This window comes from Aestuariibaculum sp. YM273, assembly GCF_030908365.1.
Taxonomy (GTDB): Bacteria; Bacteroidota; Bacteroidia; order Flavobacteriales; family Flavobacteriaceae; genus Aestuariibaculum; species Aestuariibaculum marinum.
This window is the reverse complement of sequence record NZ_CP133090.1, coordinates 1425703-1438522: the sequence shown is the minus strand read 5'-3', so window position 1 is coordinate 1438522 and position 12820 is coordinate 1425703. Positions and strand designations below refer to the sequence as shown.

Annotated in this window: 17 protein-coding genes; 10 read left to right on the top strand and 7 right to left on the bottom strand. The window is 36.5% G+C overall.

Going from position 1 to position 12820, the window contains the following annotated elements:
• Nucleotide 1: 1 nt before the first annotated feature.
• Genes RBH94_RS06195 through RBH94_RS06180 form a run of 4 tightly spaced genes read left to right on the top strand, consistent with a single transcriptional unit; the run spans nt 2 to nt 2465 of the window.
• The gene (locus RBH94_RS06195) at nt 2-532 is read left to right on the top strand and encodes a YeeE/YedE thiosulfate transporter family protein (RefSeq protein WP_307882848.1); all 531 of its coding nucleotides are present in this window, start codon (nt 2-4) and stop codon (nt 530-532) included.
• A gap of 18 nt (nt 533-550) precedes the next feature.
• A complete protein-coding gene (locus tag RBH94_RS06190; RefSeq protein WP_307882847.1) occupies nt 551-1141 on the top strand; it encodes a YeeE/YedE thiosulfate transporter family protein in 591 nt (196 codons plus the stop codon).
• A 15-nt stretch (nt 1142-1156) separates the two neighbouring features.
• Nucleotides 1157-1819, top strand: a complete 663-nt coding sequence (locus tag RBH94_RS06185; protein ID WP_307882846.1) for a rhodanese-like domain-containing protein — start codon at nt 1157-1159, stop codon at nt 1817-1819.
• A 28-nt stretch (nt 1820-1847) separates the two neighbouring features.
• On the top strand, nt 1848-2465 hold the full coding sequence (locus RBH94_RS06180; RefSeq protein WP_307882845.1) for a rhodanese-like domain-containing protein: 618 nt from the start codon (nt 1848-1850) through the stop codon (nt 2463-2465).
• A gap of 57 nt (nt 2466-2522) precedes the next feature.
• Here RBH94_RS06180 and RBH94_RS06175 read toward each other — a convergent pair whose 3' ends face one another.
• The gene (locus RBH94_RS06175) at nt 2523-4427 is read right to left on the bottom strand and encodes a peptide-N-glycosidase F-related protein (protein ID WP_307882844.1); all 1905 of its coding nucleotides are present in this window, start codon (nt 4425-4427) and stop codon (nt 2523-2525) included.
• Nucleotides 4428-4438: 11 nt separating this feature from the next.
• Complete coding sequence (locus RBH94_RS06170; RefSeq protein ID WP_307882843.1) at nt 4439-4858, bottom strand: OsmC family protein; 420 nt, start codon at nt 4856-4858, stop codon at nt 4439-4441.
• 60 nt (nt 4859-4918) lie between these two features.
• Here RBH94_RS06170 and RBH94_RS06165 point away from each other — a divergent pair, with 60 nt between their 5' ends.
• Nucleotides 4919-5509: a carboxymuconolactone decarboxylase family protein gene (locus RBH94_RS06165; protein ID WP_307882842.1), complete on the top strand. Its 591-nt coding sequence runs from the start codon at nt 4919-4921 to the stop codon at nt 5507-5509.
• 20 nt (nt 5510-5529) lie between these two features.
• Nucleotides 5530-6306, top strand: coding sequence for a toxin-antitoxin system YwqK family antitoxin (locus RBH94_RS06160; RefSeq protein ID WP_307882841.1), 777 nt, complete (start codon nt 5530-5532; stop codon nt 6304-6306).
• Here RBH94_RS06160 and RBH94_RS06155 read toward each other — a convergent pair.
• The 5 genes from RBH94_RS06155 to RBH94_RS06135 form a co-directional block, all read right to left on the bottom strand.
• Nucleotides 6303-6872: a uracil-DNA glycosylase family protein gene (locus RBH94_RS06155; protein WP_307882840.1), complete on the bottom strand. Its 570-nt coding sequence runs from the start codon at nt 6870-6872 to the stop codon at nt 6303-6305. The two genes, RBH94_RS06160 and RBH94_RS06155, sit on opposite strands and share 4 nt — an antisense overlap.
• A 32-nt stretch (nt 6873-6904) precedes the next feature.
• The gene (locus tag RBH94_RS06150) at nt 6905-7459 is read right to left on the bottom strand and encodes a hypothetical protein (protein ID WP_307882839.1); all 555 of its coding nucleotides are present in this window, start codon (nt 7457-7459) and stop codon (nt 6905-6907) included.
• Between the two features lie 96 nt (nt 7460-7555).
• A complete protein-coding gene (locus RBH94_RS06145) occupies nt 7556-7900 on the bottom strand; it encodes a HopJ type III effector protein (protein WP_307882838.1) in 345 nt (114 codons plus the stop codon).
• Between the two features lie 22 nt (nt 7901-7922).
• Complete coding sequence (rsmI, locus tag RBH94_RS06140; RefSeq protein ID WP_307882837.1) at nt 7923-8597, bottom strand: 16S rRNA (cytidine(1402)-2'-O)-methyltransferase; 675 nt, start codon at nt 8595-8597, stop codon at nt 7923-7925.
• Nucleotides 8597-9340, bottom strand: a complete 744-nt coding sequence (locus RBH94_RS06135) for a hypothetical protein (protein ID WP_188222574.1) — start codon at nt 9338-9340, stop codon at nt 8597-8599. The genes rsmI and RBH94_RS06135 overlap by 1 nt, the downstream gene beginning before the upstream one ends.
• A gap of 106 nt (nt 9341-9446) precedes the next feature.
• On the opposite strand from RBH94_RS06135, the gene RBH94_RS06130 reads away from it, so the two are divergent.
• From RBH94_RS06130 to RBH94_RS06115, 4 genes are all read left to right on the top strand, one after another.
• A complete protein-coding gene (locus RBH94_RS06130; RefSeq protein WP_188222575.1) occupies nt 9447-10100 on the top strand; it encodes a thymidine kinase in 654 nt (217 codons plus the stop codon).
• Nucleotides 10093-11199, top strand: a complete 1107-nt coding sequence (alr, locus tag RBH94_RS06125) for an alanine racemase (RefSeq protein ID WP_307882836.1) — start codon at nt 10093-10095, stop codon at nt 11197-11199. The genes RBH94_RS06130 and alr overlap by 8 nt, the downstream gene beginning before the upstream one ends.
• Before the next feature lie 64 nt (nt 11200-11263).
• The gene (gene mscL / locus RBH94_RS06120; RefSeq protein WP_188222577.1) at nt 11264-11665 is read left to right on the top strand and encodes a large conductance mechanosensitive channel protein MscL; all 402 of its coding nucleotides are present in this window, start codon (nt 11264-11266) and stop codon (nt 11663-11665) included.
• A 151-nt stretch (nt 11666-11816) separates the two neighbouring features.
• A complete protein-coding gene (locus RBH94_RS06115; protein WP_307882835.1) occupies nt 11817-12806 on the top strand; it encodes an aspartate-semialdehyde dehydrogenase in 990 nt (329 codons plus the stop codon).
• Nucleotides 12807-12820: the final 14 nt, after the last annotated feature.

Below are 12820 nucleotides of genomic sequence, written 5' to 3'. Positions count from 1 at the left end.
TATGAATACAAAATATAAAACAAACCCACACCAATACTGGAACCCGTATTTTGGAGGATTCCTTTTAGGCATCATCATTATTTTTACGTTTTATCTTACCGGTAGAGGTCTGGGAGCCAGTGGTGCCATAAAAAGCAGCGTGGTTACGGTGGTTGAAAATGTAGCTCCAAAACATGCCGAAAGCAACAGTTATTACAGTCAGTTTATAACAGACGACAAATCACCTATGAATACCTGGCTGGTGTTTGAAGCCTTAGGTATTTTGATAGGAGCCTTTATTTCGGGAAGTATCAGCGGACGCATCAAATGGCGCGTTCAGCACTCTCCTAAAATAACAACTAAACGTCGTTTAATATTTGCACTAATAGGAGGTATCTTATTTGGATTGGGCGCTCAGATTGCCAGAGGCTGTACCAGTGGTGCCGCTTTAAGTGGCATGGCGGTGTTGTCTACGGGAGGCTTCCTTACTATGCTCTCCATTTTTGGATCTGCCTATGCTTTTGCGTATTTTTTTAGAAAGAACTGGATTTAAAATTTAAAAGAAAAAATTATGGGACCTTTAATTCCTGGTGGTTACATTCCTTTAGAATGGGATAGCATTATAGCAATATTTATAGGTATTGCCTTCGGTTTCGTTCTTGAAGCTTCGGGCTTTTCCTCCTCACGAAAATTGGCCGGTGTGTTTTACGGTTACGACTTTGCTGTACTTAAAGTATTTTTCACGGCAGCAGCTGTATCGGTAATTGGCATTTACTATATGGATTATTTAGGATATCTGGACATCTCTAAACTTTATGTACATCCCACCTATTTATGGGGAGCTATCATAGGCGGCATTATTATGGGTGCCGGTTTTGTTACTGGTGGCTTTTGTCCAGGCACAAGTTTGTGTGCCGTAGCCATTGGTAAATTAGATGCCTGGATATATGTATTTGGTATTATGGTGGGTGTCTTTATATTTTCGGAACTTTTTAATTTTTTTGAACCTATATACGATGGCTATAACTTCGGAAACATTACTTTGATAGACTCCTTTGGCTGGAATCCATATTGGGTTATTTTTGTTTTTGCCATTATTGCTGTACTGGCTTTTGGCATTGCCGATATGGTTCGAAAAAAAATAAAAAGTGTGTTTTACTAATAAAACCAATACAATATGAACCAGAAGAAAACCATAAAATTTCCTTCAAACAGGTATCAAATCCTGGCAGTTATACTGGTTATTCTAGCAGGTGGACTCCTATTACTTCCAAAATACGATAAGCAGGAAGGCATACGTTCCAAACAGTTATTGAGCCACGCCATTAGTCCAGAACGCTATATTTCGACTGACCAACTTTCACACATACTCATTAGCCAGGACCCTTCATTTATCCTTGTAGATGTTAGAGACGAATCTAGTTACAATAGCTATGCTTTACCCAACGCTATCAATATTCCTTTACCTAAATTATTAGATGAAGACTCCCTTACCTACCTAAATCAAGACCAGTTTGACGTCGTGTTCTATTCCAATGACACCTTTCTTGCTGACCAGGCCTGGATGTTATGCGATCGTTTAGGATTTAAAAACCTGCATGTTTTAAAGGGAGGCCTCAACATCTGGTATACTACCATAATCAACCCCACAAAACCAAATGAGACCATGCCAGAAGCAGACTTTAAACTCTATGCCACCAGAAAGGCTGCCAGTATGTATTATGGCGTAGCATACCCTGATCAAAATTTAGGTGCCGAATTGCCAACAGTCCCTACAACTCCTAAAAAAGTAATTACTGTAGAAAAGAAAAAGAAGCGTAAAGCAGAAGGCGGCTGTTAAGTCTAAAATTGACCTTATAACTAGTATTATGAAAGAAATAGAAAAAACCAAACGAATATCCATTGCTGCCACGTTATTTATTTTGGCTGTGTTAATAGGCTTTTTAACCTACAAACGTCCAAAAAACACCTATGCTTTCAACACCAAAAGCACCTTGGAAAAAATCACCTCAACAAATTATTTCCTTCCCTATTCCCTTCTTGAAAATGAAGATGTAGTATTTATAGACATTAGAAACTCTTTTGAGTACAACAAAGGCCATTTACAAAACGCCATAAACATACCTTCAGCAGACATCATGAGTGAAGCCTCTCAAAAACTACTACAGGACCTAAAAACATCCAATACAACAACGGCGCTTTACGGAAGCACTCCCAAAGAAGCTAACATCCCTTTTCTTATCTTATATCAATTAGGGTTCGATAATCTTAAAATCCTTCCAGTAGAACTCAGCTATTCCCAAAACAAACTCATCACCAAAGAATCAAAACTGGAAACTCTGGCACACGATATTAATGGGTTTATCATGGATTCTAAAAAGCATTTGGATAGCTCTAATACTATAGTTCCACCAACTTCAAATGTGCCTAAAAAAGTGATTACAGTTGAAAAGAAAAAGAAACGTAAAGCTGAAGGTGGTTGTTAAAAGTTCTGATTTTAAGCTTCTGGCTTTGGTTTTAATCGTTCAACAAATCTATTTCTTTTATTCTTTTAATCGTATTCTGTTTTTATAAACTTCTTTGTCGTTTACAAATACTTTAATATAATAACGTTTAGCCGGTAAATACGATAAATCGTAAGACAGTGATCCTTTACTGAAGTTTTTATATGAATGGGTTTCAACAACATCAGATTCATTCTCCTGATCCACAAGAAGCACTTTGACTTCCGATGGCGTATTGCAGAAGTAATCCAAAGTGATAGGTCCTTGAGTACGCGCAGGAAACACCCCTACTGAAGGTTCATTATCCAATTCGTAAGACATATCGGGTTGAACAGAGAAATAATAATTAATACCACTTCCAAAATCGGAGGCAAATTGCTTAATGGCTTTACCATTGGCATCTAATAATTTAACTTCCCCTCGACCATCTTTGGCTTTGTACCAAAACTCTAATCCATCACCTTCAGTATCATCAAATTTAAAATTATAGTTCCCCGGCTTTAAGGCAATCGTATCTTGATTTACTGTACTTGGTTTCACATTAATGCTATCTTTTGTAAAAACAACATCTCCAAAACTGTTTTGAATGCTATACGTATTTTGCCAAGGTTTGTTGTTGCTTTTATAACGAACCACTATAGTGTCTGGAAAAATATCCGGACGTTCGTAATCTGATTCTAATGCATTATCAGCTTTAAAAGCATCACGTTTACCATTTGGTTTTGACAATTCTACATGAAATTTGGCATATTTCTGTTTACTGAACACTTCTGTTGGCAAAGTAATCGCCGCTTCATCTCCAAAATTAATATGTCCTGTCCACTGATATTTTTGCGGTTTTTCACCTTCTATAAAATACTGAATGGTCATTTTCTTTAACGGGTTACTCCCATTATTTTTCACCTGAATAACCGGCAATCCTCCAAACGGATTTTTTCGACTATGAATTAATCGTTTAGACGGCTGCACAATATCAACAAGTGTGACATCATTTTTTGCATTTGGTGCTTCATACTCTACTACAACAGCCGATAGCAATTCGTTGGCGCTTGGTTTTTCGGTTTCATATGCCTCCATATTTATATCAACGGTATATGGCTTTCCTGCTTCGGTATTTAGCATCACCTCATCGGGTTGTAACAAGTAGCCAGGACACCAATTGGCACGATCAAAAATCCAGGTTCCAGCCTGTGGAAATAACGGATTATCGCCACATTCCATCCATAAATCTTTATGATCTATAACCTTACCATTAAATACAATGTCGCGGTACTTACTACAAAACTCACCACAACCATTTGCATCCATACCATGTCCGGTTTGGAGAATCTTCATTTTAGAAAATCCTGCATTAGTATCTGCACTGAATGTTAACGGCACCAAATGGTTTTCAATTGGATCGTCTTTGTATCCATATTTAAAATTTCCATCGTATACTTTATGAATCGCTAACGGATTGGCCACTGGTGTTCCGTAAGTTACTTCAAAATCTACGGTGACTTTCCAACCCCGGGTTTTATTATCTTCGTAACCCGTGTGGATATAATCAATTTCTACTTCATCTCTTAAAATTAAACTAAAATCAGTAACATCTACACGCCATTCAAAACCCCAGTCTTTTTGAAAAAACCCACCATAAGGTGTTAGCATTCTTGCTATTTCGTAAACCGTGGTATCATTTTTTTGACGTGCTTTAATATGATCGACATAATCCCAGTCGGCACAACGCATTTTGTCTGGACATTCGAATTTTAAATTTAAAATAATGCTTCGAATACCTTCTGAAGCTTTTGGGAATACCGCAGTGCGTTTATAACTATTGGTTCCTTTAGACGGATCGGTTACTATCGTTTCTCCATCATGAGATATAACGTGGGTTTTCTCCTGTGCCTGGCCTAAAAAGGCAATAAAAACAATACAGAAAAAGAGTTTAAAAGTATTCAATGGTGGTAATTTTAGTTGTTAAAAAAGGTGTTTACTTGTACATCGGCAAATTGGCGAAACATTTCCATAACACCACAATATTTTTCAACCGATAAGTCTACCGCTCTTTGCAACTTTTTCTCATCTAAATTATCACCAAAAAAATGGAAATTCATCTCTACTTTATCGTAATATTTGGGGTGTTCTTCCGTTAAATTTGCGTTGATTTCAATTTTAAAATCGGCCACCTCAAGTTTCATCTTTTTAATTAACGAAGCTACATCTAACCCCGAGCAACCTGCCAAACCAGATAACATTAAAGCTTTCGGGCGATACCCTTCACCATTGCCATCGTTTTCAGGACCTGCATCAATAAACAGGTTATGTCCAGACGGATTTGTACTCTCGAATTTCATGTTTCCAAGCCAGGTTGTAGTAATATGATTTGTCATAGTTTGTGAAATATTTTTTGTTACTTGTAGATATCAAAAATACTACTAAAAAATAAATTTATGCCTTTAGTTTCGCCTTTATCTGCCAATCACGATTCGGAAACCAGACAACTGGCTGAGTTCTTTAATGAAACGCTTGGCTTTTGCCCAAACTCGGTTTTAACGATGCAACATCGCCCTGAAATAAGCCAGGCGTTTATCAACCTGAATAAAGCGGTTATGGCAAATAAAGGACGTGTCACATCGGCTTTAAAAAGGATGATTGCCTGGGTTAGCAGTAATGCTGCAGGTTGTAGTTATTGTCAAGCACATGCCATTCGGGCTGCCGAACGCTATGGTGCCGAGCAAGAACAACTGGATAATATCTGGGAGTACCGTACTCATCCTGCTTTTAGTGAAGCCGAACGGGCGGCTTTAGATTTTAGTTTAGCAGCATCACAAATTCCGAATGCTGTAGACGATTCTATTAAAACCCGATTATATGAATATTGGAATGAAGGTGAAATTGTTGAAATGTTAGGTGTTATTTCTCTTTTTGGTTATTTAAATCGTTGGAATGATAGTATGGCCACAACCATTGAAAGCGGCGCCATTGAAAGCGGCACACACTATTTAGGAAAACACGGTTGGAACCAAGGGAAACACGTATAAAACATCGTAACTTCGTAAGCATGAAAATACCATACTACACATTAAGATTAATAACATTACTTATTCTTAGCTCATTAACTGCTTGCAAAAACACCCCATCTGAATCTGGTTTTAAACTTATTGGAAGAAGTGATTATTACGTTGATGCCTATGACGGAATTTCCTACTATAGAAATAGCGAAACACATGAGTTTCTGGACGGCTATTTTGTTGTTGGTAATAAAATATCGAAATGGGAAGAATTTAATACTATAAAAGGCATACTGAACGGAGAAAACATCGTTTTCCATAATAATGGTAATATATTTTCTAAAACAGAATACAAGAACGGTAAACGCCACGGAGAAGAACGTCTCTATTCCCCTTCTGGTAACTTAACAACCCTAAACCACTACAGAAACGATGTAAAATATGGTAAATCTTATTTATACTTTGAAAACGGAGACATTCAAACTGAACTTAAAATAAAAAATGGAAACGTTATAGAGTCTATAACCTATAACACTATTGGGGAAATGGTAGCGCAGATGTTTATTGAAGATGGTAAAAAAATAACACAACATCTAAAAAATGGCATTCTTTTCTCCGAACAAATATCATCAACCTACGACAATTTTGAAGCGACTAAACTTTATAATGAAGATGGCTCATTAAAACTATTTATACAAATGAAGACACAAGGTGACGAAGCCTTTATTATTGAACGAGACGAAAATGGTAAAGAACTAAAACGTATTAATGTTAAAGAGAATCCACAAGAGATTATGAAATACCAAATGCTTTTTAGAGAACTTTAATGTATATTCTGAACATGATCTCGAAGCACTGGCACTACCTCGGCTTCAAACCACGGATTTTTGGTTAACCAAAACCGATTTCTTGGCGACGGATGTGGTAAGGGTAAATATTTTGGCAGATATTCGCAATAGTTTTTTACCGTTTCGGTTAAGGTTTTCTTGGCTTGATTTTTCAAATAATAATTTTGAGCATACATACCAATGAGCAGCACTAACTCAACTTGTTTCAAATGATCAAATACAGGTTGATGCCACTGCGGGGCACATTCGGGTCGTGGAGGCAAATCACCGGTTTTTCCTTTTCCAGGATAACAAAACCCCATTGGTATAATGGCAAACTTCTTAGCATCATAAAACACTTCTGGAGTCACACCCAACCAGCTTCTTAATTGTTTACCACTGGCATCATCCCAAGGAATACCAGACTCATGTACTTTGGTTCCCGGCGCCTGACCTACAATAACAATTTTAGACTCTGGGTGTGCTACCATAACCGGTCTTGGCCCTAAGGGTAAAACATCTTTACAAATCGTGCATTGTTTTATGTTTTGTAACAGGTCTTGCATTAAAAAAATATCGCTAAGAGGATTTTAATTTATTAGTTATTAGAACCATATTCATAATTTTTGAGTTCTTCAAGTTCTTTAGAAATTCTTTCTGACCATTCTACCTGAACTCTTTTACTAAAATTAGATTCTTCATATAAATTATTAATTTCACTAGACTTATTCATATATTTCCTACAAATAGATTCATAAACTTTTATATCACTTACTTTTTGCTTATTTAAACTATCATATGCTTTACGTATTTTTCTAGCATAAATCTCGTAAATATCAAAATGCCCTTGTTCATGTACTAGAGATAAAGAGTCAGAAATTTTATTCCAAGAATCAAACTTTTTCATATAGGAATTAATTCGAAATACAGGAATATCTCCATTCCAATATTCAAGGACAGTAGTTATCCCTGCTTTAATTATAGCTCCTGCACTAATATAATTTTCATCATCAACCTCGCCCTTAAAGTCGTCCCAAATCAATTTTCTTTCAGACCGCCAAAATAATAAACTATCAGTCTCTAAATCTTCGACTTGTCCTACCGTTCTATTACTAAAACACAGAAGAACTATAATTAAAATTATTAATCTCATCTACTATTTTCTTCTATTTACATTTAAAACAAAAAATGCTTTAGCATCACTAAGAAGACACTAAAGCGTTTTAAATATATAAAATTTTAAACCCTTTTATTTCGCTATTAAAGGCTCACCTTCAAAAGATAAACCTTCAAAACCGGTTTTCATAAAGTTTCTAATATTTTGGTGTCCTGTACCTTCTGGATCGTTTAATACCTCTTCAGAATAGAATTTACCAAAGCATGCTAAGGTTTCTTCTTTTGTGAAGTTTTGATGTTTTGCAAAGGCAAATAATTTACAAGACCCTGAATTTTGCCCCGCCTCATTTTGCAATTCTCCATTTTTGAATGCGGTTGGTGTAAATTCAAAATTAGCTTCAATGGTTGCCATAGTATCATTAAACTCCACTGTTTCAGGTGTACTTTGTAATTTTGCTTTAAACGTTTCTAATGTCATTTTTCTTTATTCTTAATTCAATTTATTTTCCTTTTCCTGCAACCACAACTACAATTTCACCTTTTGGTGGTTTGTTGGTGTAATGCTCTAAGACCTCTTTTGCGGTTCCACGAACGGTTTCTTCATATAACTTAGTAAGCTCACGAGATACAGACACCTGTCTGTCCTCTCCAAAATACTCACAAAAATGCCCTAAAGTTTTCACCAGTTTATGCGGACTTTCGTAAAAAATCATGGTTCGGGTTTCTTCGGCAAGCAATAAAAATCGAGTCTGACGTCCTTTCTTTACAGGCAAAAACCCTTCGAATACAAACTTATCGTTTGGCATTCCTGAATTCACCAAAGCAGGAACAAAGGCTGTGGCACCAGGTAAACATTCCACGTCAATATTGTGTTCTATACAGGCACGGGTTAATAAAAATCCGGGGTCGGAAATAGCAGGTGTACCGGCATCACTAATTAAAGCCACCGTAGTGCCACTTTTTAATTTCTCGATAATAGTTTCAACAGTTTTATGCTCGTTATGCATGTGATGCGATTGCATGTGGGTTGAAATTTCGAAGTGTTTTAGCAATTTTCCCGAGGTTCGGGTATCTTCGGCTAATATTAAATCGACCTCCTTTAAAACTTCAATCGCTCTAAAGGTCATGTCTTTTAAATTCCCAATGGGTGTTGGTACTATATAAAGTTTACTCATTAATTAAATTTACCTTCAATAATCTCCATAAATCGTGCCTCATACTCTTCTTTGTTAGCCCAACCCTGATGGTCTGGCTTTACCATGGTTTCAATAAACTCCTTAGCTTCGGCAAAAGACCCAATGGTATTGATTTGTGAAATGACACGATCGTAATCGGCTCCATTACCTTCAAACAGATGTTTTATAAAAGCCAACTTATCGTTCAACCCTATGGCTAAACCTCCATTTTTAAGCTTATCGTTTAACGATTTCTTATCGTTAGATTGACCATTCTGTTCTTTAGGAACGGGGTCAAAAATAGGCATATCTTTATAATCCGCGGTAAGATCTTCCAAATCGTTTTTATGGTATTCTGTTTTTGGCAAAATATCCTCTACTGTTTGTTTAGGCTCCTGAGCTATATCTGGCATAAATGCCACCATATTTTTTATCTTTTCAATGGCAGGTTCCATAATGCCATCATCTTCCTTTTCATCAAGGTTAACAAATAACCTATCGTCTATTTCGCGATTATCGCTAATCTTATCGTTATAAGACGAATCAATTACACCATAAAAAGAAGCATCTTCACCTATAACAGGCATTTCACCATCAAAATGTTCATACGAAAACTTTAACACCGATAGCTTTTCAAGAAGAAGTGTTGCTTCGGCATGCATTTTAAGTACATCTTCCTTTCCTTTTAGTTTTAAAATTCTATGTGCAATACTGACCAACTCAGATTCTAGTTTCTTCTTCATAGCTACAATATTAAAATTAATGTGATTAAGGTTTTTGATTTTTAATAAATTTAGTTCACCTTTATACAAACATATAATCGCTTTATTTTAGTGTTAAATTTACGAAATGTTTCTTGAAAATACAGTAAATCATAAAGAACAATTTGGATGGATAGAAGTGATCTGTGGATCAATGTTTTCCGGTAAAACCGAAGAACTTATCCGCCGATTAAAGCGTGCCCAGTTTGCAAGACAAAAAGTCGAAATTTTTAAACCGGCCATCGATACCCGATACAATGATGAAATGGTAGTATCACATGACGATAATGAAATTCGATCGACACCTGTTCCTGCGGCTGCAAATATTCCTATTCTTGCCGACGGCTGCGATGTTGTAGGTATTGATGAAGCACAGTTTTTCGATGATGAAATAGTACGTATTTGTAACGATTTAGCCAATAAAGGGGTTCGTGTTATTGTGGCTGGTCTGGATATGGACTTTAAAGGCAATCCTTTTGGCCCCATGCCAAACCTTATGGCTACTGCCGAATATGTTACCAAAGTACACGCCGTTTGCACCCGAACAGGAAATTTAGCCCAATACAGTTATAGAAAATCTACCAACGATAGTCTGGTGCTTTTAGGTGAAACCGATGAGTACGAACCATTAAGCCGTGCCGCTTATTACAAGGCCACCATGCGCGATAAAGTGCGAAATATTAAGGTAAACGATGTTGAACAACTTACTCCCAAACCCAAAGATACCGATAACAATGCCTAAAGCGGAAGAGACCATTTTAGAAGTCGATTTAAAAGCGCTGGAACACAACTTAAATCATTTAAAGTCAAGAATACCAAAACACACCAAATTCTTGGCTGTGGTAAAAGCTTTTGCCTACGGTAGCGACGCCTGTGAAATTGCCAAACACCTGGAAAGTTTAAATGTCGATTACTTTGCTGTAGCTTATACCAATGAAGGGGTTCAACTTCGTGAAGCCGGTATTACCAAACCCATTTTGGTATTGCACCCGCAAACGGTGAGCTTTACAACATTAATAAAACACCAACTGGAACCTAACTTATACAGTCCTAAAATTTTAGAGGAATTTATAGAAGTGGCTTCTGCTTTAAACTATAATAACTATCCGATACATGTTAAGTTTAACACCGGATTAAACCGATTAGGATTTGCTGAACATCAAGTGGATTATTTGGCTGAAACCTTAAAATCGACTGAGGTTGTTCATTTAACATCTATCTTTTCACATTTAGCAGCCAGTGAAGATTTAAACGAACGTGAATTTACCATAAATCAGATTAACACGTTTAAACGTATTGCTGAAGCCTTAACAAAAAATATCAGGTTTAAACCCATGATGCATATGTGTAACACCTCTGGAATATTAAATTACCCGGAGGCGCATTTCGATATGGTAAGAAGTGGCATCGGACTTTACGGCTATGGAAATTCTGAAAAGGAAAATAAAAACTTTAAGCCTATTAGCACTTTAAAAACCGTTATTTCTCAAATTCACAATATTGAGCCAGGGTCATCGGTAGGCTATAATAGAGCTTTCACCAGTGAAATTCCTGTTAGAACCGCCACCTTACCTTTGGGTCACGCCGACGGTATTGGCAGACAGTACGGCAATGGTAAAGGCTACGCCATTATCAATGGTAAAAAAGCCCCTATTGTTGGTAATGTGTGTATGGATATGATTATGGTTAATGTTACCGATATAGCTTGTAAAGAAGGGGATGAAGCCATCTTGTTTGATGCTAATACAACTGCCGAAGATTTTGCCGAAACTGCAAATACCATTTCCTACGAATTGTTAACCTCTGTTTCTCAACGTGTAAAACGTGTTTTTTTGAAATAAATCGTTTACATCTTTTAAAGATTTTAACTACTTTAGTAACTCACTAACTATAAAATAACTTCATATGTTAAAAGAGTTTAAAGAATTTGCCATGAAAGGCAACCTGGTCGACATTGCTGTCGGTTTTGTAATGGGTGCTGCATTTAAAGAAGTAGTTACGTCATTTACCGGTGGTATTGTTTCGCCGTTAATTGGTCTAATCTTCAATGCAGACTTCAAAGATTTAAAATGGGTCATCTCAGAAGGTGTAGCCAATGCCGATGGCGTTATAGAAGGTGAAGTATCAGTACTTTGGGGAGCATTCCTAACCAATGTTATCGACTTCATTATTGTTGCTTTTGTAATGTTCTTAATTGTAAAAGGCGTAAACAAAATGAAGAAGAAAGAAGAACCTGCACCAGAGCCTCCAAAAGGTCCATCTCAAGAAGATTTATTAGCAGAAATAAGAGATTTGCTTAAAAAATAACTATATGTTAAATAAATAACAAAGTGTTATTTGTTGTTAAAAAGCCTTGGTTTTAAAGAATCTAAGGCTTTTTTTTATTTTTAAAATGGAATTAATAGTTAGTTTTGTCACTCGAAAAATTTAAGTACAAGATTTTAAACTATTATAAAAGATGAAAGTAGCTGTTGTTGGTGCCACTGGTATGGTTGGCGAAGTGATGCTAAAAGTATTAGAAGAACGTAACTTCCCTGTTACAGAATTATTATTAGTCGCTTCAGAGCGTTCTGCAGGAAAGAAAATAGCATTTAAAGGAGAAGAATTAACCGTTATTGGTTTAGCTGATGCCGTTGCTGCAAAACCGCAAATCGCTATCTTTTCAGCAGGTGGAGACACTTCATTAGAATGGGCTCCTAAATTTGCTGAAGCAGGCACTACTGTAGTAGATAACTCTTCTGCCTGGAGAATGGATCCATCAAAAAAATTAATCGTTCCTGAAATTAACGCTGGTGAGTTAACCAAAGACGATAAAATTATTGCGAACCCTAACTGTTCTACCATTCAAATGGTATTAGCTTTATCGAAACTTCACGAAACGTATAAAATGAAACGTATTGTGGTATCAACGTATCAGTCGGTTTCTGGAACAGGTGTTAAAGCTGTACAACAGTTAGAAAATGAAATTGCGGGTGTTGAAGGTGAAATGGCGTATCCTTACCCAATTGGTAGAAATGCATTACCACACTGTGATGTATTTATGGAAAATGGTTACACTAAAGAAGAAATGAAATTAGCTAAAGAACCTCAAAAAATCTTTGGCGACAGTTCTTTCACTGTAACGGCAACTGCCGTTCGTATTCCTACGGCTGGTGGACACAGTGAATCTGTGAACGTACAGTTTGAAAACGATTTCACTTTAGCTGAAGTAAGACAGTTAATCAGTGAAACACCTGGTGTTGTTTTACAAGATGATACAGCTACAAACACTTACCCAATGCCAATTTTAGCACACGATAAGGATGAGGTTTTTGTTGGTCGTTTAAGACGCGATGAATCTCAACCAAATACATTAAACATGTGGATTGTTGCCGATAACTTACGTAAAGGTGCTGCAACAAATACCATTCAAATTGCTGAATACTTAGTTGAAAATAACTTGGTATAACAAACAGTATAACC